Source organism: Mycobacterium sp. 141, from assembly GCF_000382405.1.
Lineage (GTDB): Bacteria > Actinomycetota > Actinomycetes > Mycobacteriales > Mycobacteriaceae > Mycobacterium.
Window position 1 is genome coordinate 160,247 of sequence record NZ_KB908256.1, and the last position, 23,977, is coordinate 184,223.

General features: G+C 63.9%; 21 protein-coding genes. 8 read left to right on the forward strand and 13 right to left on the reverse strand.

The window, feature by feature from the left end; all coding sequences use genetic code 11:
- Positions 1-51 precede the first annotated feature (51 nt).
- The 6 genes from H276_RS0103490 to H276_RS22505 form a co-directional block, all read right to left on the reverse strand.
- On the reverse strand, positions 52-1,518 hold the full coding sequence (locus tag H276_RS0103490) for an aldehyde dehydrogenase (NADP(+)) (protein WP_019969919.1): 1,467 nt from the start codon (positions 1,516-1,518) through the stop codon (positions 52-54).
- A 13-nt stretch (positions 1,519-1,531) separates the two neighbouring features.
- Positions 1,532-2,728, reverse strand: a complete 1,197-nt coding sequence (locus H276_RS0103495; RefSeq protein WP_019969920.1) for a fumarylacetoacetate hydrolase family protein — start codon at positions 2,726-2,728, stop codon at positions 1,532-1,534.
- A 2-nt stretch (positions 2,729-2,730) separates the two neighbouring features.
- Complete coding sequence (locus H276_RS0103500; protein ID WP_026356545.1) at positions 2,731-3,117, reverse strand: RidA family protein; 387 nt, start codon at positions 3,115-3,117, stop codon at positions 2,731-2,733.
- A 41-nt stretch (positions 3,118-3,158) separates the two neighbouring features.
- The gene (locus tag H276_RS0103505) at positions 3,159-4,463 is read right to left on the reverse strand and encodes an FAD-binding oxidoreductase (protein ID WP_081625385.1); all 1,305 of its coding nucleotides are present in this window, start codon (positions 4,461-4,463) and stop codon (positions 3,159-3,161) included.
- Between the two features lie 89 nt (positions 4,464-4,552).
- Positions 4,553-5,845, reverse strand: a complete 1,293-nt coding sequence (locus tag H276_RS0103510; RefSeq protein WP_019969923.1) for an MFS transporter — start codon at positions 5,843-5,845, stop codon at positions 4,553-4,555.
- A 118-nt stretch (positions 5,846-5,963) separates the two neighbouring features.
- Positions 5,964-7,181, reverse strand: coding sequence for a mandelate racemase/muconate lactonizing enzyme family protein (locus tag H276_RS22505; protein ID WP_196807827.1), 1,218 nt, complete (start codon positions 7,179-7,181; stop codon positions 5,964-5,966).
- Positions 7,182-7,920: 739 nt separating this feature from the next.
- Here H276_RS22505 and H276_RS23565 point away from each other — a divergent pair.
- Both H276_RS23565 and H276_RS0103525 read left to right on the forward strand, forming a co-directional pair.
- Positions 7,921-8,811, forward strand: coding sequence for a LysR family transcriptional regulator (locus tag H276_RS23565; RefSeq protein WP_019969925.1), 891 nt, complete (start codon positions 7,921-7,923; stop codon positions 8,809-8,811).
- Between the two features lie 168 nt (positions 8,812-8,979).
- Entirely contained in the window at positions 8,980-9,690 is a 711-nt protein-coding gene (locus H276_RS0103525) for a sensor domain-containing protein (protein WP_026356546.1), read from the forward strand.
- 16 nt (positions 9,691-9,706) lie between these two features.
- On the opposite strand, the gene H276_RS24475 is transcribed toward H276_RS0103525, so the two are convergent.
- The 3 genes from H276_RS24475 to H276_RS0103540 all read right to left on the reverse strand — a co-directional run bounded on the left by H276_RS24475 (position 9,707) and on the right by H276_RS0103540 (position 11,442).
- Entirely contained in the window at positions 9,707-9,862 is a 156-nt protein-coding gene (locus H276_RS24475; protein WP_019969928.1) for a hypothetical protein, read from the reverse strand.
- Positions 9,863-10,005: 143 nt separating this feature from the next.
- On the reverse strand, positions 10,006-10,476 hold the full coding sequence (locus H276_RS0103535; RefSeq protein WP_019969929.1) for a hypothetical protein: 471 nt from the start codon (positions 10,474-10,476) through the stop codon (positions 10,006-10,008).
- 96 nt (positions 10,477-10,572) lie between these two features.
- Entirely contained in the window at positions 10,573-11,442 is an 870-nt protein-coding gene (locus H276_RS0103540) for a cutinase family protein (RefSeq protein WP_036460594.1), read from the reverse strand.
- Between the two features lie 338 nt (positions 11,443-11,780).
- On the opposite strand from H276_RS0103540, the gene H276_RS0103550 reads away from it, so the two are divergent.
- From H276_RS0103550 to H276_RS0103560, 3 genes are all read left to right on the forward strand, one after another.
- Positions 11,781-13,241, forward strand: a complete 1,461-nt coding sequence (locus H276_RS0103550; RefSeq protein WP_026356547.1) for a DUF4185 domain-containing protein — start codon at positions 11,781-11,783, stop codon at positions 13,239-13,241.
- Positions 13,242-13,603: 362 nt separating this feature from the next.
- Positions 13,604-13,738, forward strand: coding sequence for a hypothetical protein (locus H276_RS25490; RefSeq protein WP_255327453.1), 135 nt, complete (start codon positions 13,604-13,606; stop codon positions 13,736-13,738).
- A gap of 26 nt (positions 13,739-13,764) precedes the next feature.
- The gene (locus H276_RS0103560) at positions 13,765-14,187 is read left to right on the forward strand and encodes a nitroreductase family deazaflavin-dependent oxidoreductase (protein ID WP_019969934.1); all 423 of its coding nucleotides are present in this window, start codon (positions 13,765-13,767) and stop codon (positions 14,185-14,187) included.
- 4 nt (positions 14,188-14,191) lie between these two features.
- Here H276_RS0103560 and H276_RS0103565 read toward each other — a convergent pair whose 3' ends face one another.
- Entirely contained in the window at positions 14,192-15,358 is a 1,167-nt protein-coding gene (locus H276_RS0103565; RefSeq protein WP_026356548.1) for an FAD-dependent monooxygenase, read from the reverse strand.
- 86 nt (positions 15,359-15,444) lie between these two features.
- Between H276_RS0103565 and H276_RS0103570 the strand changes: the two genes are divergently transcribed.
- Positions 15,445-16,008 carry a TetR family transcriptional regulator gene (locus H276_RS0103570; protein WP_019969936.1) on the forward strand — a complete coding sequence of 188 codons (564 nt, stop codon included), beginning with the start codon at positions 15,445-15,447 and terminating at the stop codon, positions 16,006-16,008.
- 21 nt (positions 16,009-16,029) lie between these two features.
- Here the strand turns inward: H276_RS0103570 and H276_RS23840 are convergent, their stop codons facing one another.
- Positions 16,030-17,016 (reverse strand): hypothetical protein, encoded by a 987-nt coding sequence (locus tag H276_RS23840; RefSeq protein WP_019969937.1) that lies wholly within the window; start codon positions 17,014-17,016, stop codon positions 16,030-16,032.
- A 69-nt stretch (positions 17,017-17,085) separates the two neighbouring features.
- The gene (locus H276_RS0103580) at positions 17,086-19,941 is read right to left on the reverse strand and encodes an RND family transporter (RefSeq protein WP_019969938.1); all 2,856 of its coding nucleotides are present in this window, start codon (positions 19,939-19,941) and stop codon (positions 17,086-17,088) included.
- A 325-nt stretch (positions 19,942-20,266) separates the two neighbouring features.
- Here H276_RS0103580 and H276_RS0103585 point away from each other — a divergent pair, with 325 nt between their 5' ends.
- The gene (locus H276_RS0103585; RefSeq protein ID WP_019969939.1) at positions 20,267-21,823 is read left to right on the forward strand and encodes a serine/threonine-protein kinase; all 1,557 of its coding nucleotides are present in this window, start codon (positions 20,267-20,269) and stop codon (positions 21,821-21,823) included.
- 9 nt (positions 21,824-21,832) lie between these two features.
- Here the strand turns inward: H276_RS0103585 and H276_RS0103590 are convergent, their stop codons facing one another.
- On the reverse strand, positions 21,833-22,318 hold the full coding sequence (locus H276_RS0103590; RefSeq protein WP_019969940.1) for a HAMP domain-containing protein: 486 nt from the start codon (positions 22,316-22,318) through the stop codon (positions 21,833-21,835).
- A gap of 282 nt (positions 22,319-22,600) precedes the next feature.
- Here H276_RS0103590 and H276_RS0103595 point away from each other — a divergent pair, with 282 nt between their 5' ends.
- Entirely contained in the window at positions 22,601-23,965 is a 1,365-nt protein-coding gene (locus H276_RS0103595) for a PE-PPE domain-containing protein (RefSeq protein ID WP_019969941.1), read from the forward strand.
- Positions 23,966-23,977: the final 12 nt, after the last annotated feature.

Sequence of the window (23,977 nt, forward strand, 5' to 3'; positions counted from 1 at the left end):
AGTGGATCTCGTTGTTGAGAGAGGGGTTATGAGGACGTGGTTGTCTTGGCCTCAGCCGCCGATGAGCTGCCCATCGATGCGGCGGTGTGCGACTGACCGATCCTCGTCGCGAAGCTCGGCTGGGAGCAGATCGGCTGGGAAGTTCTGGTAGGCAACCGGTCTCAGGAAACGAGTGATCGCCGCCGTCCCCACCGAGGTGGTGCCGCTGGCGGTCGTCGCCGGGTACGGCCCGCCGTGCTGCTGAGCGTAGGTGACCGAGACTCCGGTGGGCCACTGGTTCCACAGCAACCGACCGGCGCGGTCGGCGAGCATGCGGACGAGCTCGGGCAGGACGTCATCGCCGTCTTCACCGAAGATGCTGACCGTCAGCTGTCCATCCAGTTCACGCGCGAACTCGACGAGCTGCTGTTCGTCGTCGTATCGCACAACCAGCGCGGTCGGGCCGAACACCTCGGTGATCACACGCTCACGGTCGGCGAGGACGGTCTCGATGTCGGTGTGCAGGATGGTCGGTGTGGGCGGGGAGGCCAGCCCGTTCTCATCGCCGATGAGTTGTTGTACCGCCTTGTGCTCCCTCAGTTTTTCGAGTGATTCGACGTAGCCGCTCTGGATGCGCTCGTTGAGCAGGGCGGCGGCGCCGGGGGTTTCGAGGCGGACAAGTTCGGCGGGGATGACCGAATCGGCGGGTACGAACAGCACTCCCGGTTTGGTGCAGAACTGACCGGCGCCCTGGGTGGCGGAACCGAGGAATTGCTCGGCGATCTGGGCCCCGCGGGCGCTGTCCGCGTTGCGGGTGACGAAGACCGGGTTGACGCTGCCGAGCTCACCGTAGAACGGAATCGGCACCGGACGAGAGCTGGCGATGTCGAACAACGCCCGCCCGCCCGGGATCGATCCGGTGAACGCGCCGGCCTTGACGCGCGGGTCTTCGAGTGCGCGTCGGCCTTCCTCGGTCCCGAAGATGACCGAGAACAGCCCGGCAGGCGCACCAGCCTGCGTAAGCGCCTCGACCACGATTTCGCCGGTGCGCTGCGAAAGCCGGGGGTGGCCGGGGTGGGCCTTGAGGATCACCGAGCATCCGGCTGCCAGCGCCGAGGCGGTGTCACCGCCGGCCACGCTGAATGCGAACGGGAAGTTGCTCGCCGCGAACACCACGACCGGGCCCAGGGGGATGAGCACCCGCCGAAGATCCGGCCTCGGCGCACCCATCGGCCAGTCAGGATCAGCGTGGTCGATGCGAACATCGAGGTAATCACCTTCGGTGATGACCTGGGCGAAGATGCGCAGCTGGAATGTGGTGCGGGTGAGTTCACCGCGTAGCCGGCCCTCGGCCAGGTTCGTCTCCTCCTGCGCCAGCGGGACGAGTTCGTCGGCGGCGGCGTCGAGCCGGTCGGCGACCGCACGCAGCACATCGGCGCGCACGGAGCGGTCGGTACGGGACCAGACTTCGAAAGCTTCTGCGGCACCGGTGATTATGCGTTCGAGGTCGACGTCGGTTGTGGAGGCGATGGTGCTCATCGGGGGAAGCTCCTTACTGTGCGTGTCGAATGGCGGTCGCGTGTCGTTCCGACTCGAGTGCAGTGAGATGGCGGAAGAGGTCGCGGATGCCGAAGGTCCAGCGGGGAAGTTCCTCGGCGACGCCGACCGGGTTGACGAGCGCGCCGAGGTGGGGACTACTGATGCGGACCACGTCGCCGGTGTGGTGGGTGAATCCCATCCCGGGTTCGCCGCGGTCGACAGTCGGCGCGAAAAGTGTTCCGGTGTAGAGGGCGAATCCGTCCGGGTACTGGTGGTGATCGCCGTAGGTGGCGCGGATGAGCTCTTCGAAGCTACGGCTGATCCGCGACAGGCTGTTGTTTCCCTCCATGCGGAACCCCTCGGGGCCGGTCACCTCAAGGGTGATCTCCTCGACGCGCAGCGTGTCCAAGGTGAAGGAGCCGTCGAACAGGCGGATGAACGGTCCCACGGCGCTGGAGGCGTTGTTGTCCTTGGCCTTTCCGAGCAGTAATGCCGAACGGCCTTCCACATCACGAAGATTCACGTCGTTGCCCAGACTCGCACCTACGGTTTCGCCTGTCGACGTGACCACCAGGACCAATTCCGGCTCGGGGTTGTTCCAGCCGGACGCACGCGGGATACCGATCTCGGCTCCCAGCCCGACCGACGCCAGCACAGGGGCCTTGGTGAACACCTCGGGATCGGGCCCGATCCCGACCTCGAGGTACTGCGACCACAGGCCCTGCTCCTGCAGCACGGTTTTGACCCGCTCGGCTTCCGGCGAGCCCGGAGACAGCTCAGCGAGACTGCCTCCGAGCGCTTCGGTCACCAGGGCCCGCATCTCGTTGGCGCGTTCGGGATCACCGTGGCTGCGTTCTTCGATCACCCGCTCGAGCAGGCTGTCGACGAAGGTGACGCCGCAGGCCTTGACGGTCTGTAGGTCGATGGGTGCGACAAAGTGGGGCCGGGTGGTATCCCGTTCGAGCGACGCGGCCACGACGTCGCCGGTGTGCCAAGCCGGCGACGTCGCTTGGGCCCGCCGGATCACGTCGATGCGGTCGTCTCGCTCGACGAGATCCGAGACCGTGCCCACATCACCGGAGAGATCGAAGACCCCGCTACGGGTCACGGTCACCACTCGGGGGCCACCGACTTCCGGATCCCAGAGACGCCCGATCAGCACCGCCTGGCCGGCGTCGGCGGGCAGAATCGAATCGATGTCGGTTGTCATAGTCACTTGACCGCGGCGAGCGCGGTGAGCTCGACCTTCATTCCCTCGACTGCCAGACTCGCGATGCCGATCGCGGCCCGGTTCGGGTAGGGACGCGAGAAGTACTCCTGATACACCTTGTTGAAGACGTGCCGGTCTTCGATGTCGGTCAGATAGATCGTCAGATGGAGGATGTCGTCAAAGTCGGCGTTGACCCGCGCCAGTGTCGCCTTCAGGTTGTCGAATGAAAGGCGGGTCTGAGCTTCGATATCGCCGGTTTCGAAGGAGCCGTCCGCGCGGTTCGGGACGATGGTGGTCGCCGCGATGCCGTGTGCGACGGAAATCTCGGCGTAGAGATACTGGCCCTCGTCGTCGGCGAAGGGGAGGCGGGTGATGGCGCGTTCGGTCACGATGTTCTCCAATATCATTGTGTAGCAGTGGGTTCGGAAGTTCAACGCTTGAGGCGCAGGAGGCGGAAGCGGTTGGGGGCGAAGGCTTTCTCGATTTGCGGGTTGCCGCGGCCTTGCATGATGTCGGTGATCGCGACCGCCGATGAGGGGCCCAGGCTCAGGCCGAGCATATTGTGACCGACGCACACGAAGGTTCGGTTGCGCCCAGGGGCGCGGCCGATGTGCGGCAGGCCGTCGGGGGTCATCGGCCGCGGCGCACTCCAGACGTCCTGCAGTGAATTCCAGTCGGCGTCCTTGAGCGTGCCTTTGGCCGCGTCGACGATGGCTTTGACGCGCAGGTCATTATGGCTGTTGGTGTCTTCGTCGAATTCGAGCGTGCCGGCGATGCGCACCAAGCCCGGGCGCATCGGAAGCGCCGCCACATGGGCGTCGCCGAACAGGGTCAGACCGGCGGGGTCGGTCTTCACCTTGACGGTGAAGCTGTAGCCCTTCGCGGGCTTGAGCAGTGACCGCAGTCCGAGCTGCTTGAGCAGCGGCGCCGACCACGCGCCGGCTGCGACGAGCACCTGCGATGCGTCCCAGGATCGTGCACCCGCATGGACCGTCACGTGGTCGCCATGCTCGTCGATGCTGTCGACAGCAGCGTCGTCGATGAATTCGACACCGAGTTCGGTGACTTTGGCGATCAATTCGTCCACCATCCGCGACGGATCGGCGGAGAGCTCACCGGGCACCTGGTAGCCACAGGTCACCTCATCACCGACTGCCGGTTCGAGGGCGACGAGCTCGCGACGATCAAGGATAGGGCCGGGCTGCGGGACGAGTCCTCGGTTAGCTATCGCGGTGGAGACCTTGTGTGCGGCCTCTGCGGACTCCCGATGCGAATAAGCATGCACATAGGGCGTATCCCGCAGTTCGGTGCCGACGCCGTCGGCCTGCAACTCCTTGAACAATTGCCGGGTTTCGCGATTGAGCAGGTCGAGTTTGGCCGCGGAGCGGTCGAACGCCTTGCTGTTCGAGTGCAGCGCGAACGTGGCAAGGAATTCACCCATACTCGCAAGCTTGCTGGGCTTGACGAAGAAAGCGCTGGTCGGTTTGAGCATCAGGCGCAGACCCTCGCCGACGACGCCGGGCGCAGGCAACGGCACCGAGCCGCCGGCCATGATCATTCCGGCATTGCCCCGCGCGGCGCCGCTACCGACGCGGCGCTTCTCGATGATGGTCACCTTGCGGCCGTCGCGTGCGAAGTAGTACGCGCTGAACAGGCCGATGAGACCGCCACCGACGATGATCACATCCTTACGGTCGGCGCTCGCCCCAACGGATGACAGGTTGCTTGCATTCATAGATAAACCTCACCTTGACTAGCTGAAACTGACTAGCTGAAACTTTGCCGGTTTCTGAAGTCGGCGCCCACGGTGTGGGCGCCGACTCCTCATGCGGCAGTGGCCTTGTCGGACTTGAGTGCCGTCCCCAGTTCACCCGTGCTGGCCTCGACCAGGGAGAGGCCGTTCGTATTCGGCGCCCAGCGGTAACACATGATCGTTGCGGCCACCGCAGTCAGGGCGAGCAGGAACATGCAGAGCTGCAGGCCGGCGGAGGCCAGAATCATGGGGACGAAGAAGGTTCCGATAGCTGACGCAACCCGGCTCATGGCGGTTGCGAAGCCAATTCCCATGCCGCGCACCTCAGTTGGCATGACTTCCGGCGGATACACACTGTTGAGATTGTTGAGCGCGTTGATCGCCAGCGAGAACACCACGAACGAGATGATGATGGGAACGGTGAGGGCACTGGGCAGCACCGCGAGCAGCAGCAGCGACACCGAACAGATAGCGAATCCGCCGATGCTGAACTGGCGCCGGGTCAGCTTGGCCGTCGCCCACATGCCGACCAGGGCGCCGACGATCAGCATCATGTTCAGCATCATCTCGGTGGTGCGGCTTTCCTCGAGATTCATCAACTTCAGGATCGTCGGCAGGAACGTGTAGATCGCGAAGAACGGCACCACGTTGGCGCAGAAGATCAGCGAGGCGAATGCGGTGTGCTTGCGGTACTTCTTGGAGAAGAGCGCCCGAATTCCGCCTTGTTCTTCTTCGGTTGTCTCATCGATGATCGCGCCCTTGGCGATGTACTTGTCGATGATCTGTCGAGCCTCGTCGTAGCGCTTCATCTTCATCAGCCATCGTGGTGACTCCGGGACGCCGATGCGTCCGAGGAGCACGATCAGCGCGGGGATAGTGGAGGAGGCCAGCAGCCACCGCCATGCCTCCGGGTGACTGGACTGGATGGCCCAGCCTACGAGGACCGAGGCGACGTAGCCGACGTTCCAGACCACGTTCATGCACCCGAGCAGCGTGCCACGACCGTGGCGGGGGATGACCTCGGCCAGCAGCGCCACCCCGACGGCGTAGTCGCCACCGAGTCCGAAGCCGACCAGCAGGCGCAGGACGAGGAGTTGCCATTCGTTGTCCACGAACAACTGTGCAGCCGAGGCGACCACGATCAGCGCGAAGTTCAGCATGAAGATCTTACGCCGGCCGACCTTGTCCGACAGGTGCCCGAGCGTGAGACTGCCGAGGAAGATGCCGATCAGGGCGGAACTGGCGATCAACCCCTGCCACACGGCGCTGAGGTCTTGGGTGTTGGCGATCATCGACAAGGCGATGGAGATGGATCCGATCGCGTAGCCGTCGGTGAAATGCGCTCCGAATGTGAGCGCAGTCATCCTGATGTGAAAGCGATTGACCGGCGCATCATCTATGAGTATGGGAGGACTCGGATTTGATGGTTCTGTGGCCATGATTCGTAATTTCCCTTGATGGTGAGGTGGAGGGGCGAGGTGATCAGACTTGTGCGTAAAGCGGTTTCATGTAGTTGCGCGTGAATTGCGCCCCGTACAAGGGGCTTTCGGTGGCATTGTCGAATCCTGGTTCAAGGACTTCCTTGACGTAGACCTCGTTGTAGCGGGCGACCCTTTCTTCGTCGAGCTCGACTCCGAGGCCCGGGCGGTCCGGCATTCTGATGTGGCCGTTGACGACGTCGATCTTGCCGCCCTTGATGATGTCGTCGGACATCTGCTCGTACTCGCCGAGCTGGTTCACCATGGTGTAGGCCGGGAACGATGCACAGCAGTGCATCCGCTCCATGATCGCCACTCCCAGTTCGTAATACGCATGGCTGATAACCGGTACGTTGGCGGCCTCGGCGATGCCGGCCGACACACGGGCGCCGTGATAGCCCCCGTCGAACCGCGGATCGATATGCACGATGTCGGCGGCATTCTGCGAGATGACCCGCAGCATGTCGAACATCGTCCAGCTCGCCTCGTGTGCGGCGATCGGCACCCGGGTGCGCTCCTTCACCGCTTTGAGTGCATCGAGGTTGTACTGCATCACCGGCTGGTCGACACAGTCCATTCCGTAGGGCTCCATCCCATTGATGGCCCGGATTGCGTCGCCTACGGTCCACGCCTGGTTGGCATCTACGCGAATCTTGACCGAGGGGTCAGGCGCGCCTTCGCGGATCGCCTTCACCATCTCGATGTCGTACTCGACCGTGTCGAAGCCGACCTTGGTGTAGAGGACTTTATATCCTTGAGCGGCACGGACTTTCGCTTCCTGCCTGACCTCGTCGAGGTCGGTGGAGGTGCTCCAGAAGAACACCGGAACCTCGCGGCGGAAATTTCCGCCCCACAGCTTGTAGAGGGGCAGGCCGGCCTTCTTGCCCATGATGTCCCAGCACGCACGTTCGATCGAGTTCACCGCCCAGTTGGCGACCATCATGTGCAAGTGGTTGAGGTTGTAGAGCGCGTAGAGCTCTTTGAGCAACACCGTGGGCATGCACGGGTCTTTGCCCACGACGAACTTCTCCGCGTTCATCACCAACTGCTTCGAGATCTCGGCGCCGACCACAACAGGCACCTCGGCGATACCGGTGATGCCTTCGTCGGTGAACACCTCCAACAGCACCGCGGTCGTCACGTTGGGCCCGACATGCATGTAGCTGTCATCAGACTTCATCGGCACGGCCACAGGTGTGGCTTTCAGCCCGGTAATTTTCATGTGCATCTCCAGGGGCGGTAGGTAGATGTAACGAACCTCGGTGCCGGGTCCGTGGGATTTGTGAATTGGTCGCCATCTCGTGGCGGGGGCACCTGAGCTGGCCGGTGAACGACCGCGGTGCGGGTGTGGCACTGCGAATGCTTGAGCTGTACCGGGATCTTCAATCCGCGTCGGATTGCTCTTTCGCCCCGCCTACCTGCGCGGATAGCCGGGACGGAGGTAATCAGGGTGGTGTAGCCGACGTTGCAGGAGTGAAGGTGATGCATGTCATGACTCGATAGTGTGCCAAGTATTCATCATCATGACCAGCGATGAAAGATGCGGATCCTATTCATGATCTATGAATAGTGCCTGACCCATGACACGGAGGGTCGTTTGGTTGGCGAAGTGTCTACTCATCTTGAATCTCCAAAGCGGTAGCTCCAAAGTGGTAGTGGTGCAACGGACCTCACGCAGAGGCCCGCGGGTATGTGATCGGGCGCCGGCTTATGGTCCATGCCGAATGCGTCGGGCGAGCGCCAAAGAACGCACGCGGCGCGACACTGCGAAAAGCTTTGTGTCCCAATCGCATGGAGTGGCCAACGCATCTGATCGGATGATTCGGCCGGCCGGGGTTAGCGGATCAGGGTGAGCTGTCTAACACCGTACGACATGCTGTGATATGCATCATAGAGCGTCAGTATGCCAAGCGTTCATCTTCGTCACCAGTGATGAAAAGTGTGCATACTATTCAACATTTATGAAGAGTCTCGACAGCGTTGATCTCAACCTGCTGCGCACCTTCCGAACTGTCGTCGCGACGAAGTCGATGGCGCGTGCGGCGTCTGATCTCGGTTACGTGCCGTCGGCTGTGTCCCAGCACATCTCGCGGCTCGAGCAGATGGTGGGCGTGCAACTCATCACCCGGGCCCCGGGGGAGCCCGTGGCCCCCACCGCAGCGGGTCGGCATGTCGCTGACGCTGCAGCGGAGCTGCTTGCTGCAGCCGCAGACTTCGCCAATGCGTGCCACTCCTTGGGTAGCGGGACGATCAGCCTCAAGGTCGCCGCGTACGCCACTGCCACAAGCGAACTGCTGCCGGCGGTCATTTCTGCTATCAAGAAAACCGACCCGACGGTGCACATCGGGGTGATCGAAGCAGAACCCGCCGACGGCCTCCCACTGTTGGCAGCCGGATCGGCCGACCTGCTGATCGCCTATCGATACCTGCCCGACGAACTTCCCCTTGTGTCGCGCGTGCGCGAGACCGAGCTCGGAAGGGAACGACTGCCCGTTGTGCGCACGGTCGACGCACCAGAGCGATTGCCGTGGGTGGCCGGCGCCCCGCATATGCCCAGTCGTCGTTTGCTCGAACACTGGGCAGCATCGACGGGCTCCCTGCTCGACATCCGGTACGAGGTCGAAGGACCACAAGGTGTACTGGCACTGGCGGCGCACGGACTGTGCCAGGGAATAGTCCCGATCTCGATCGTCCACTCGCACCCAGGGCCGGCGATTGCCACGGAGGATCTAAAGATTTCTGGAGTTCCGCTCCACCGGACAGTCGTAGCGTTGACACGCCAACGCTACGAGCACCCTCTTTCCACCGCTATCTGTAGTGAGATAGCCCGGATCCTGGCCGCTTTCGGCTGAACCGATCCCCCGGGGGTGATGTTGTTTCGGTAACGGTTTCGAAAAGTCTTCAAACGCTGCGCGAGATGTCCGGCGGCGAAGACGATCTAGTTGTTTTCCTGGATTTATCCAGGGTAGGCAAAGGTCACCGCGACTCAGACGTGCTGGCGCAGAAATAGGGGATGACAGATGCGCATTGTGGCAACCGCGATAACCATCACGGCGGCTTGCATCCTCACCGCGGGCTGCGGCCAATCAAACGAACAAACGGCCGAGACGACACCGACCACACCGATGATCACGTCGTTTGCCCCGCTGCCGCTAACCCAGAAAATATTGCCAAGCCTGCTGCTTTCGCCCGAAGAAATCAACGCGACGATGGGGGCGGGGGAGATGGTTGTCACGGCTACGAATACCGAAATGTCTGACGACAGCTCGACGATGGAGCCTCGAGACTGCCTTGCTGTCGACGGTGCGGTGCAGGCGCCCATCTATGCGGATAGTGGTTTCACCAACGAGCTCGATGTGACCCTGCGGGAGCCCGACACCTTCGTCCATTACGCCCATCAGGCTGTGGTTCTCTTCGGCAGCGCCGACCAGGCCAAGGCGTTCTACGACACCTCGGCACAACAGTGGCCGGCGTGCACGCATTACACCCACACGCAGTCCGGCACGGAGTGGGACGTGGCGCCCATTTCCGACAAAGATGGCATGCTGAGCACGATCGCCACCCAGTCGAACGCTCAGGCCGGCGGTTGGGCCTGTGGCCGGGCACTCACCGCGAACAACAACGTTGTCGTCGACGTCAATACCTGCAGCGCAAATCCGGCGGACTCTGCCGTCAAGATCGCCCAGCAGATAGCTGCGCGGGTCGCCAAACCGCCATGGCAAAAGCCGTAGCCTGACCCCGGCGGGCCTAGAACCAGACTCTGCGCCCACCCACCGGACGCCCGACGGCGCCGAGGATCCACAGGATGGCACCGATCACAACGAGGATGCCTCCGATGGTGTAGAGGATCGACAGTCCGGTGAAGTAGCCGATCAACAGAAGGATGATGCCGAGCACGATCATGGTCAGTCCGATCCTCTAGGTAGCAACGGAAATACTGTCGCGAAGAGGAATTGCCTGTTTCGTCAGTTCCAAACCTATTGGGCGCGAGCAGGGCTCGCAACTGTGCGGCGGCGGTGTGCCGGTGTGGCAGATCGGCGCGGCGATTACCGCTCGCTACGGCTGCAATTCGGGTTCGCCGGCTTCGCCGGCCATGCGCAGACGTCGATGAAGGTGCTGGTATTGAATCCGCCGCCGTCGAAGACACCGTATGCGTCGCCGTGAATTCCGGTGTATGTGGCACCGCCGCCCGAACTGCCGCCGGCCGAGGTCACGATGGTCGTCACTTGCCAGCCCTTGCCTTCGAGTGCCGACTTGTACGCGTCGAGGACGTCGTTGGGCGCGCCGTTGACTTGGTAGAACATGTGGATGCCGTTGTCGGCGATCTGATTAGGGCCCTTGGTCTGCTGCGTGTCCGCCGGCGTGGGCAGCAGCGACTGTAGGTCCGTGCCTGCCGTCGCCGTGTCATGCGTCGTCGTCTGGGCGGCCGGTTCCGACGAACCGCCGCAGGCGGAGGACGTGAGACCGACAGCGATTGCGACGGCTGCCAACACATAGGCATTGCGGGGGACGCGCATGAGTCATTCCTCTCGTATGACCGCACCGTACCAACGCGCATGGATTTGCTGTGGCAAACCTGCAAAACACTGGCAAGTGGCAGGCATCGGCAGCGGTTAGGCGAGCGGCCCGACCGGCGCAGGGGTGGGTGCCGTCGGACCGGGCGGGGCCCCTGCAGGGGCCGGCAGGTGGGGCGCCGGGCCGGGCGCAGCCTGCAGCGGCGTCAGGGTCGCGGGTGCGGCCGGCGCCGGGACCGGGCCTGGTGCCGGCCCGACGACGGGTGGATTCATGATGGCGTCGGCAGCCCAGCTGGCTTCAAGTTGGTTGGCGACGAATGTCGCACCGCGGTCAACCATGCCGGCTTCTTCGTATTGGTTGTGCGCGGAGAAGCTTCTGCCGTTGGCCGCGCAAACGAGGTCATTGTCGACGCACAGGTCGATGGTCTTCGCCGTATACAGCGTACCGATGGTGATCGGCGGCTCGCTGATGGCTTTCATGAACCTCGTCGATGGTTTTCCGAAGAGGGCCACGGCGGCTACGTGATCGGAGATGGCGGGTGGCAGCGGTGTCGGTACATCTGCGGCATGAACGCCGTCGGGAATCACACTGGCCGTGACGAAGCCGGCGATTGCGGCGCCTTGGGAGAACCCGCCGAGCACCATCTTGGTGCGTGGACAGTTCGTCGCAGTGGCCAGAATGTGGGCGCGTGCGTCCGAGATGCCGTCGACAGCGGTGGGGAAGTCCATCGTGGCGGGGTAGTCAACCGCGTACGCGCCAACAGATTTGCCACTGACGCGGGACCGCACCGAGTTGACGAACGACTGACCCGTCGGACCCAGGCCCGGCGCTTCCGTGGTGCCGCGGGCGAAGATCACCTCGGCGTCGGGACATTCCGCTGCTCGCGCGGATAACGTTGGCACGCCCAGCAATATCATCGGCACCGCTGTCGCGGCGCTGATCAGTAGAGCAATGTGGCGTGGCCCCACGCACTCATGCTGACACACGACAACGGGATGTGTGCACCAGTTGAACGACATTCGATAGGTGTTCATCTGTGAACGCCCCACGGGTTCGCGGCTACCGAAGACTGAAACCACTTGACGTGCAGCATAATACGGACGATCAATGCGATTTCGTCACAGCTCCCGAGACTGGGGCGAATTAGCACACCGAAGAGCTCGGGCCCCGGCTCCGACTGTTGCGACACGGTCACAGAACGATACCTATCGATGCATCACTGGCCGCAACCTTCACTTGGGTCACTATCGTCACATCGGTCAGCTAATGACGTCAATGGGACGTCGTGCCCTCCGGAAGGGGTGAGATGTCGCCGCGTCCTCGAATCGCATCGATGTCGGTGGCGTCGGCAGCCGCTGTGGGGCTCGTCGTTGCGATCGGCGTCGCGCCCCAGGCAGCCGCCGAACCGTGCACCGGCGCCGCCGCCGCGGCTCAACCTCCTGCCAATGCCGTGGCCACTCCGGCGCTGCCCGGGATCGACCGGCCGCCAACAGGTCACCGGCCGGCCGGCGCGAATGACAGTGCGCCGCTACCAAGATTGGGCCAGCTGCCCAAGATGCTCCTCAACGCGCTCTCGCCGTTGGCGCCGCACTCTGCACCGGTGCGCCAGCAAGCGGCGGTTGAGCCGCCGCCGCGGCCGGTCGTCCCGAACAGCCCGGCCCCGCCGAATGCCGCCCAAGCCGTTCCGAACGCTGCTCCGGCGCCCGCGCCGGAGCCCGCGCCCGCTGCGCCGCCGGGAACATCGTTGGTTGGCTGGGTCACCGGACCCGACAGCCCCAACAACACCATTCAGCGGTTCGCCATCTCCGGAACCGACCTCGGGATCATGTGGGACAACGGCGATCCAGGTGCTCATCAGGTCCTGATGGCGTTCGGGGACACCTACGGTTATTGCAGTGTCCGTGGACAGCAGTGGCGCTACAACACGCTGTTCCGCACTCAGGACGGCTCGCTCTCGAAAACCGTCGCCGTGCCCGATGGCATCAAAGCCAACCGTTATTCGGGTTCGCCCGTGTGGGCGCCGGGGCTTTCCAAGCAGATCATCAACAGCATCAAGTGGGCGCCGACCGAGGTCGGGATCATCCCGACGTCCGGAGTTTCCGTCGGCAGGAACCAATACCTGAACTTCATGTCGATCAAACGTTGGGGTGACAACGGCCAGTGGGACACCAACTTCTCGGGCATCGCGGTGTCCCAGGACAACGGCGAGAACTGGGGGGTCTATCCCAGCAGCATTCGCGCCGTCGGCAATTCCGTACCGAGGCTTGCCGCTGTGCCGGGCAACGAAAACTTCCAGCAGGGTGCATTCCTGAAACCTGGGCCGGGTGACCCGTACCTCTACACATTCGGTACCCCGTCCGGGCGTAGCGGGTCGGCCTACATCGCCCGGGTTCCTCAGGGCTCCGTGCCGGATCAGCGGCGATATGAGTACTGGAACGGCGACAGCAATTCCTGGGTGCCCGGCAATCCGGGTGCTGCCACTCCGGTGATCCCTGGGCCGGTCGGGGAGATGTCCGCCCAATACAACACCTACCTCAAGCAGTATCTGGTGCTGTATTGCAATGGAGCCAACGACGTCGTCGCGCGCACCGCGCCTGCACCACAAGGACCGTGGAGTCCGGAGCAGATGCTGGTGTCCTCGATGGAATTCCCCGGTGGCATCTACGCTCCGTTCCTGCACCCGTGGTCGACGGGCAAGGAGCTCTACTTCAACCTGTCGCTGTGGTCGGCCTACAACGTGATGTTGATGAAGACGGTGCTTCCGTAACGGCTTCGGCTGCAGCACATTCCGGATCATCGACCGCTTCGGTGTGATGTCGATTGTTCGAAACGATTGCGACGGTGCCGGATTCGCATCTCGCCGTCGACCCACGTTATCCTGCGTGTTCTGGGAATTGGGCAGCGAGCGCGGCACTTTCTCACAGCTGCTTGCCGGTAGAGGTCAAGCCACGCCATAGAGCGCGAGTTGTGATTGAGTCGTGTTCTAAAAGTGACAAAAGAAGACCAGTGTTTCCAGAGTGATATGAGTACACGAAGGGCGCGACACGCTTCTCCGGCCGGGTGAACCTGGCGGCCCTACACGTCGTGTATTCGACGGACGATCAGAGGGATGGAGTGAAAACCGTGAACATGAGCCGAACGTTCGACATGCGGACGGCGCGGATTGCCCTTCAGCTGATCCGCCGTCCCATCATGAGCCGGCGCTATCCCGTCGAGCAGGAGCGTCTGGTCACCCCGCAGGAACTCGCCAGCCTCGGCCGGTAGCCACGCAAACGTGTCACGATGAACCCATGACGGATCAGGGTGAACGCGACTTCAACGAACGCAACATCGAGGAGTTTCGCGCCAACGACGGCAAAGTCGGCGGCCAGTTCGAAGGATTCCCACTGCTGCTGCTCACCTCCACCGGCGCCAAGAGTGGGGAACACCGGGTCAATCCGGTCGCCTACTTCGACATCGACGGGACCATCTACATCGCCGGATCATCGGCCGGCCGGGACCGGGACCCCGCGTGGGCCTTCAACATTCGTGCGAATCCCGACGTCTCGGTCGAGATCGGCGCCGACGGTCCGAGGGCGGTCACCGCGCGCGAACTACCGCGCGAGGAACGTGACCGCGTCTACGAGATCATCAAGCAGCGGGCACCAGGCTTCGCCGACTACGAGACCCGCACCGACCGGGTCATTCCCGTCTTCGAGTTGATCCGGAAGTAGTGGTTCATACGGCGGCCACCGCGGTCTCGGCCACCTGCCGAGCGTCGTAAGTGTTGATCGCAACGCTGTCGAGAATGGCCTGCAATTGTTCGGCCTGCGCGCGTGGCGTCAGTTCCGTGGACCGGTAAATACGCCCCGCGGCACGGGCCTGCGAGCGGACCTGGCCGGTGCGCTTCATCCGCAGGTCTTCGTAGCGACGCAGTCGGTCCGGCAACTCGCCGGGGTGTGCGCCACGCAGCAGTACCGCCAAGGTCATGGCGTCTTCGATGGCCTGGTTGGCTCCCTGTCCGAGGTGTGGGGTGACCGCATGCGCACTGTCACCCAGCAGCGTGATCCGATCCGTGGACCACCGATCGAGCGGTTCGCGATCGTAGATACCCCACCGGAAGGTCGAATCCATCGCATCGATGATGGTGCTCACCTGGGGATCCCAACCGCGGTAAGCCGCCGCGAGTTCGGCGACATCGCCTGGTGCGGTCCAGGATTCGGCGACTGTGAGATTGGTCGGGACGAAGGCCACGATGTTGAGCAGCCGGCCCGCCGAGACCGGGTAGGCCAGGAAGCTCTGCCTGGGCCCCAGCCACATGGAACTGGCGCACATGTCGGCTACACCGGCGACCCCTTCGGCGGGAATCAGCCCGCGGTAGGCCATGATTCCCTCGCTGACCGGCTCGGCCGGCGAAGTCACCTTGCCTTGAAGCCGCGAGTGGATTCCGTCAGCGCCGATGAGCAGGTCGGCGTCGACCGTTGTGCCGTCGGCGAATTCGACGCGCACCCCGTCGGTGTGCTCGGTGGCACCGACGCAGGATCGGCCCAGACGCAGGGCGTCGGAAGGCAGGGCGTCGGTGAGTACCTGCTGGAATTCGCCGCGATGTAGAAACCAGGTCCGGGCCGGATCTCCGAATGACAGGGTGGACGGTTCGCCCGCAATGGGCTCGGCCTGCCAGGTGCGAAACCGGTAGTGCGTCACCGGACCGGCGACCTTCGTCAGTGCATCACCCACGCCGAGATGGTTGAGAATTCGTGATCCGTTGGTCGCGATGGCGACCCCGGCGCCGAGGGCCTTGAGCTCATGCGCCTGTTCGTAAACGGTCGCATCGATACCGTTGGCGCGCAGCGCAATCGCGGCGGTCAGCCCGCCGATACCGGCGCCGATGACGGCGACACTCAGGCCGGTCATGATTCTCCTTCGTCCGCAATAGATGTACCGAGCGATACAAGATTGACTATAAACGTACCGATCGGTACGGTCAAGGGGTGGCCCGCAGCGCAGACCCCGTCAAACGTGAAGAGCTTCTGAAGGCGGTCGTGGCCTATCTCGAACAGCACGGTATCGGGGACATGTCGTTGGCGCCCATGGCGCAGGCGCTGGGCACGAGCAAGCGCATGCTGCTGTACTACTTCGGCGACCGCGCGGAACTGCTCACCCAGGCCCTCGACGCCAGCCGTCCGCAGCTGGGGGAGATGTTCAGCGACGTCGCCACCGCAGAACAATTCGCCGACGCGGCACGCACGATGTGGCGAGAGCTGACCCGCGGGGGCGAGCGCCGCAATGTCAGGCTGCTCTTGCAGGTCCTCAGCCTCGCCGTCACCGACGCCGAGACCTACGGAGAGTCGGCCCGCACGGCGGTCGATGTCATGATCGGACCGGTCGCCGCGGCGTTGACCGCGATCGGGTACGCCGACGACGACGCCCGGGCGCGCGCCACATTGGTGGTCTCAGGGCTGCGCGGGTTGTGCCAGGATGCCCTGGTGACCAAGGACCGTGCGCGGGTCGATGCTGCCGCCGAACTGCTGGTCGCCGCCGCCACCAGGAGATGATGGACCAGCACCGCTATTCGGTCAGGTTTCGTCGTAGGAAGAGCTGGACACCAGCAGCGATATCAGGGTGATCAATCCGATGAAGATGCCCTGCACGGTGATGACGAACGTCAAGAACTCGTGCCAGTCGGACAGCATGTCGTTGCAGCCCTGACCGTCGAACGGCAACGTCGACAACGCGAAGACCAGCGCTGCGGACAGCACGGTGACAGTGGCGGCCGTGGTCGCGCGTTGCGCGGGGTCGCGCAGGTTGCGCCGAAAGAAGTTGAACTCCACGCCGAGCGTCAGCAGCAGTAACGGAATGACCGCGACGACATTGCTGAAGTACGCCGATCCGACCGCGCTCTCGCATGCGATCTCCAGTGCGCCAAGACGTTCCGCGAGGGGGAGCGCGGCGATTTGCGCTGCCATATCGGCCGGCAGGGTTCGGACGCTGTCGACATCGAGCGAGCGGTTGTAGGCGATGGCTGCCAGATAGCAGGCGAACGTTCCCAGCACCAACGGCACGACCGCGCGAACCCGCCGCCAGTCCGTGGGCTGCGCCGCGCGCCGGTCGGCGTTGAAAAGCACACGGGGATCGGCATTGAGCGATGTGGCCATCATGGTGCCCATGGTGGCCGCGATGATGACCGACGCAGCCAAAAGGACCCACACCGAGGGGCGGAACGGTAACTCGGAGAGCACGAGGTCCAAGACGACCAGCACGCCGAATCCGGTCCACCACAACCGCCATAGGCGTGGACCTGAGCCGTCGATACGGCCGATCGCCCGCTTCTTCAACCCCACGACCAGCAGTACGACAACCTCAATGACGATTACCAGCATTCGCCAGCCGAGGTTGGTCCGCCAGCTGTTGTGGGCACCGGTGCTGATGAGGTCGAACAGCAGCCCGATGATTTCCTCGCTGTAGGAGAACACGAACAGCAGCAGGAATACGACCCACAGCATCGCCCGTGCGCACGCCCGGGTCTTCGCGATGGGAGCGTTGTCGACCTGCGGTCCCGTCATCCCCGCTCCTCCACAGGTGTCGCCGCTGGGGGAGACCCAGGATAACGGGCTGACCTGGCCCTTGTGGGCTTAAGCGCCCGAGCGGTCCAATGCCCGCGCCACCACACCCTGTGCCGGGCGTCGACGCACCACCTGTGGCCACCAGAACCAGGGACCCATCAACGCCGCGATCGACGGCGTCATGAACGACCGGATCACCAGGGTGTCGAACAGCAGGCCCAGCCCGATCGTCGAACCGACCTGCGCCACCACGGTCATCTCGCTGACCACCATCGACATCATGGTGAACGCGAACACCAGGCCCGCGGCGGTCACCACCGATCCAGTGCCGCCCATCGCGCGGATGATGCCGGTGTTGATGCCTGCCGGTAACTCTTCCTTGAGCCGCGCCACGAGCAGCAGGTTGTAGTCGGCGCCGACTGCCAACAGCACGATCACGGCCATCGCCATCACCATGAAGTGCAGTTCGATCCCGAGCAGGTGCTGCCACACCAGGACTGACAACCCGAACGACGTGCCCAGCGAGACCAGCACCGTGCCCACGATCACCGCCGCGGCCACCAGACTGCGAGTGATCAGCAGCATGATGATGAAAATCAAGGACAGAGCCGAGATCCCGGCGATGATCAGGTCGTAGTTGTTGCCTTCCTGCATGTCCTTGAATGCCGCTGCGGTTCCGCCCAGGTAGATCTTGGACCCCTCGAACGGCGTGTTCTTCATGGCCTCCCTGGCGGCCAGCTTGATCCCGTCGATCAACTTGATGCCGTCGGCGGTCAACGGATCGCCCTCGTGAGAGATGATGAACCGCACGGCTTTTCCGTCGGGGGAGATGAAGCTCTTCATCCCGCGCTTGAAGTCGCTGTTGTTGAATGTCTCCGGTGGCAGGTAGAAGGTGTCATCGTTCTTGGAATCGTTGAACGCTTCACCCATCGCGGACTGGTCGTCCTGCATGGCCGCCGTCTGATCCTGCAGACCCTTCTGGGTCTGGTACATCGTGAGCATCATCGTCTTGGTGCTTTTCATGGTTTCGATCTGCGGTTGCATCATGGCCGCCATTTGCGGCATGAGGGCGTCGAGTCGGTCCATGTCAGGCAGCAGCTCCTGGAAGCTCGCGGTCATCGTGTCGACGCCGTCGAGCCCGTCGAACACCGATCGCATCGACCAGCAGATCGGGATGTCGTAGCAGTGCGGCTCCCAGTACAGGTAGTTGCGCAGCGGTCGCAGGAAGTCGTCGAAATTGGAAATGCTGTCCCGCAATTCGGCGACGTCGGTGACCATGTCGTGGGTCTTGCCCACCATGCTGTGCGTCGTCGCGCTCATCTCCTCCATGAGCGTGATCATCCGGTCCATGATGTCGATGGTCTTCTGCATGTCATCGGCCTGCAGCAGCATGTCGTCGGCGCGGTCGGTCAGGTATTTGCGGTTCATGGTCTGCATGACCCCGCCCATGCTCATCTGAGCCGGAATCGTGCTGAATTTCAGTGGCTTGCCGTCCGGACGGGTGATCGCCTGAACGCTGCCGATCCCGGGCACTTGGAAGATGGCCTTGGCGATCTTGTCGATCACCAGGAAATCGGCCGAGTTGCGAACGTCGTGGTCGGTTTCGATGAGCAACAGCTCGGGGTTCATCTTGGCCGGTGAGAAGTGGCGTTCAGCGGCCGCGTACCCGGCGTTGGCGGGCAGATCGGCGGGCAGGTAGTTGCGGTCGTTGTAGTTGGTCCGGTAGCCGGGCAGTGTCAGCAGCCCCACCAGCGACAGCAGGATGGTGCCGAGCAGCACCGGACCCGGCCACCGCACGACGACGGTTCCCAACCGTCGCCAACCCCGGATCCGCATGGCCCGCCGGGGTTCCAGCGTGCGCCCGAACCGGCTCGCCACCGTGATTAGCGCAGGCCCGAGGGTGAGCGCCGCGACCACCGCGATCACCATGCCGACCGCCATCGGAATGCCCAGCGACTGGAAGTAGGGCAACCGGGTGAAGTGCAGGCAGAACGTCGCCCCCGCGATCGTCATGCCCGAGCCCAGCACCACATGGGCGGTGCCGTGGAACATCGTGTAGTAGGCCTGTTCTCGGTCCTCGCCGTTGCCGCGTGCCTCCTGGTAACGCCCGATGAGGAAGATCGCGTAGTCGGTGGCGGCGGCGATCGCCAAGGTGACCAAAAGCTGGGTGGCAAAAGGTGTCAACCCGATCAGGTTGTGATAGCCCAGGAACGCGACCACCCCGCGGGCCGCCGACAATTCCGTGACCACCATTGCCAGCACGATGATGACGGTGACGACCGACCGGTAGACCAGGAGCAGCATCGTGACGATCACGACGAAGGTGACCATTTCGATCATCTGGACGCTGCGGTCGGCGGAGATCTGCTGATCGGCGGCCAATGCCGTCGGGCCCGTCACGTACACCTTGACCCCAGGTGGCGGGGACAGCCCTTTGACCAGCTTCTGGACCGACTCCACCGATTCGTTGGCCAGGGTCTCACCCATGTTGCCGACGAGGTAGACCTGCACGTAGGCGGCTCTGAGGTCGTTGCTCTGTGCCCCTGCCTTTGTCAGCGGATCGCCCCAGAAGTCCTGGACGTGTTCGACGTGCTTGGTGTCCGCCTTCAACTTGGCGACCATGTCGTTGTAGAAGTAGTGCGCGTCGTCGCCGAGCGGCTTGTCACCCTCCAACACGATCATCGCCGAGCTGTCGGAATGGAACTCGTCGAACACCACGCCGACACGTTTCATCGCGATCACCGACGGAGCCTCTGCCGGGCTCATCGACACCGACCGCATCTTGGCGACGACCTCGAGCTGGGGCACCGTCGTATTGAGCACGGCCACCAGGCCGATCCACCCCAGGATGATCGGAATGGCGAGTCGGCGAATCCAACGGGCGATCCCGGTGTGGGTCGTCGTGGATGCACTGGCGTCGGCCATCTGAAAACCTTGGGTGGTCGATTTGGGCAGGGATGTTCCGGCCGACCCTATCCCGTTGAACGGTCGTTTGGTGGAGCCCGTGCGTGCACGCTTTGTCACGCTGGAGTGGCTGCCGAGGCCGACTGCCACTCCAGCGTGACAATAGGGCGCGAGGCGAGCCGCGCAGCGCCGCTATCCTCGTTCCCGAGACCACCGCGTCCGCGCCCCGGGCTTGGTGAAACCGCGTCGCGAGACCCTCCGCCTGGATACCGCGACACCTCACCCGTCGGCGTATGCCCGGACGGTGGTCGCCGACCGAGTCCAGCTGGGCCGAAAGGATCGTGGAATGGCATCCCCCCACGACGCGTCGCGCGTCGGCACCCGGTTCGGGCCGTACGAACTGAGGTCGCTGATAGGGGTCGGGGGAATGGGAGAGGTGTACCAGGCCTACGACACGGTGAAGGACCGGATGGTCGCCGTCAAGCTGCTGCGGACCGAGGTGGCCGCGGACCGCAGTTACCAGGCACGGTTCCGACGTGAGTCGCGCGCTGCCGCCCGACTCCAAGAACCCCATGTCATCCCGGTGCACGACTTCGGCGATATCGACGGCGTCCTCTATATCGACATGCGGCTGGTCGAGGGTGCCAGTGTGAAAGAAGCGTTGCGGACGAACGGGCCGCTCGATCCCGGACGTGCTGTGTCCATCGTCACCCAGGTGGCGTCGGCGCTCGACGCTGCGCACGCCGGCGGCCTCGTGCATCGGGACATCAAACCTGAGAACGTCCTGCTCACCGGCGACGATTTCGCGTACCTGGTCGATTTCGGCATCGCCCACGTGGGCGGCGAGGCCACCGTGACGATGACGGGCGTGCTGATCGGCTCGAGCGCCTATATGGCACCCGAGCGGTTCTCTGGTGCCACCGTGGGGCCACCGGCCGATGTCTACGCGCTGACCTGCCTGCTCTACGAATGCCTCATCGGTCGTCCACCGTTCGAGACCGGTGACCTCCGGCAGCTCATGAGCGCCCACATGTTCTCCGCGCCGCCGCGGCCGAGCATCATGCGACGCGGCATGCCGCGCGCGTTCGACGACGTCATCGCCCGCGGCATGGCCAAAGATCCCTCCCACCGCTACGCATCGGCGGGCGAACTGGCCAGGGCCGCCCGGGCGGCCGTCTCAGGGAACCCTGTGGGCAGTGCGGCGCCGCCGGTACCCGAACCGGCCGCCGTGCCCCGCCCCGCCCCGCCACCGAGCACCCGCGAGTTCTCCTCGGCCTACCCGACCCCTACAGGTACTGGCGAGGCTCCTTATCCGCCGTCAGCTCCGGTGCACGCCCCTGCGGGCCCGGTCAGAGGATCCCGCTGGACCCGTAGCCAGGTGCGACTGGTGATCGCGACGGTGCTGCTGCTCGGTGTCGCCGCGGTGCTGTCGGCGGTCCTGGTGCTCAGCGGTAATGGCGACGGCTCGACGCCCAAGACTGCCGTGGCGGTGCCGCCCTCGGCGACCAGTGCGAGCGCACCCACCGAATCGTCAACCGAACCGTCGGCGACGACATCCACCACGCGATCCGCGGCGGCCCCGATGACCGGCACCGACACCCAGGGCTTCGTCGGGCATACCGCCCGCTGCGACTCGGGCAGCACCCCGGCAGCGATGATCAAGACGGCGTCGTCGATCGCGGTGATCTGCCAGAGCGGGCCGGACAGTTACTACTACCGCGGCGAGCGGCTCAGCGACGGTGCACACCTGGAAATCGCCCAGGCCGAACGGTCCGGCGACGGGTTCAACGCCACCAACCCGGCCGACGGTGCACTGTACGAGATCCGTCCGGACAGCCTCACCATCGTCAGCAACGGTCACGTCGATTCCGACGAACCGGCGCAGCAGTACTCGTCGGAATAGGCCACCGGGTCACGCAGGCGCGTAGATCTGCACCGGCAGGACGGCATCGCCGGTTTGCCGGGTGGCTGCCTCGACGCGGGCGGCCACGTTGACCGTGGCGACCGCATCGGCAGGCGGGAGCTGCTCGGCGAATGTCGTGAAACCACGGACATCGACGAACATCAGCGTGACGTCCACCTCCTGGCCCTGCAAGGTTCCGCCTGCGCACAGGATATGTTCTGCCACATCGCGATCCACGTAGGTGCCGAACGTGGCCCGAATGCGTTCGCGTTCGGCCAAACCCGCTGTCATGGTGTTGAAACCGGCTTGCAGTCGGCCGATTTCGCTGGCGTCGTCGACTTCGAGCCGCGCATCGAAATCCCCGTTCTGTACTCGTGTCAGTGCGTGGCGCAGCGCGCGCACCCCGGTGAGCCGAAGACCACCGCCCCACACGACGACCCGCTTGAACGTGGTGCGGCAGAGCACCTCACCGGCATCCGCAGCGATCAGGTCCATACCGAAAGCTCGCTGATACCGCCGGGGGCCGACTAGCGTAGTGCGCTACTCGATCGCTGCAAAGCCCCGATCTGGATGCTGTCGGCCGTTCGGACGAATTCACTGAAATTTTGCTTCGAACCCCGTTATCCCGGCTGAACGGGCATGCTAGCTTTTGCCAAATTCGAGGTTTCGTGCGCATTGCCGGGGCGGCGGCGCACGCGTGACAGGAGCGGGGGCCGCGCGTGTGGGGCATTTCGGACGGCCTGTCAGAACCGATGACACCACGACAGAAGGGCCCTCATGTCCGGTAAGCATCGTCAGCCGTCGCGCACCCGCTCCGCAACCACACGCTGGGCACCCGGTCTGACCGCAGCCGCGGTCGGCGTCACGGGACTGTCGACCGCGGTGGTGACGGGAACGACGACGACCTTTGCAGCACCCGTGGTGGCGCTGGCCGCGGCGATCACCCCGGCGAACTCGACGGCGCAGATCTTTGCCGGCTCCACCTACTACGGCACGGACTACGCGCAGACGAATCCGCCGCAGCAAGTGGTGCCGTTCTTCCTGGGGCCGCAGGGAATTGCCGACGCGATAGACCAGAACAGCACCGATCCTGACCTGGTGGTGGTGTCATCGGGTTGGGGCGCCGGCCAGACCAGCCTCGCATTGGCGAGCATGCAAGCCAACAACGACTCGGCCCTGAACAACGTCAAACTGGTCATCCTCGACAACAACACCAACCGGGCCGGCGGCGGATTCTGGACCACCTACTGGATGTTCGCGCCGCTGCTGGGGACGTCGGCAGCTCCGGAGCCCAGCGACGTGTCGATCCCGGTAGTCGACACCGCCTATGAATACAACATCAACTCCGACGCCCCGACCTACCCGCTCAACCTGGTTGCCGACGCAAATGCGCTGGCGGCGTACGCCTATGGCTATGGTGCGCAGTCGAGTGCGCCGATGCCGGCCGAAGCGCTCGATGCTCAGCCCACGGATCCGGTGCACTACCACTACGTCGTCGCGCCGGACGGTACGTATACCAAATACGAGGTACCGGGCAACGTCACGTACGTGACCTTCACAACCGACAGGCTGCCACTGGTGCGGCCGCTGTTGTTGCTGCCCGGCGGGGACATCGTCGCCGATGCGGTCGAGCCTGCGCTCACCGACGTCGTCAACGCGGGCTACCAGGACAACCAGCCGATCCCGCAGGATCCCACCAAGACCCGACCGGTCGGTCTGCTGCCGCCGGCATCCGATATGACGGGCACCCTCGGCGCTTTGCCCGGCGATATCCAGGTCGGCGTGACGAAGGCTGCGGGCACCGCCCGCAAGGACCTGTCCTCGCCCACCACGTTGGTGACCCGGCCGCTCGACGAGGCCTCGAGCACGGCCAAGATCGTCACCGGCAACCTGACCACGTCGTCGTTGTCGACAACCGGTATGCCCGGATTGTCCGGTGTGTCCGCGTTGTCCTCTCCCAATAAGCCGGTGTCCTCGGCCAACAAGTCGGTGTCGAATCCGATGAAATCGAATAAGCCGGCTGGTCGCGCTAATCCCGTGCAGAAGGTGGCGGGCAGCGTCAACTCGACTGTGAGCGGTGTGGCGAAAGGTGTGCAGAACGCCGTGAAAAAGGTCGTGTCCGGCGACAAGCCGTCGTCGTGACCCGCTGAGGAG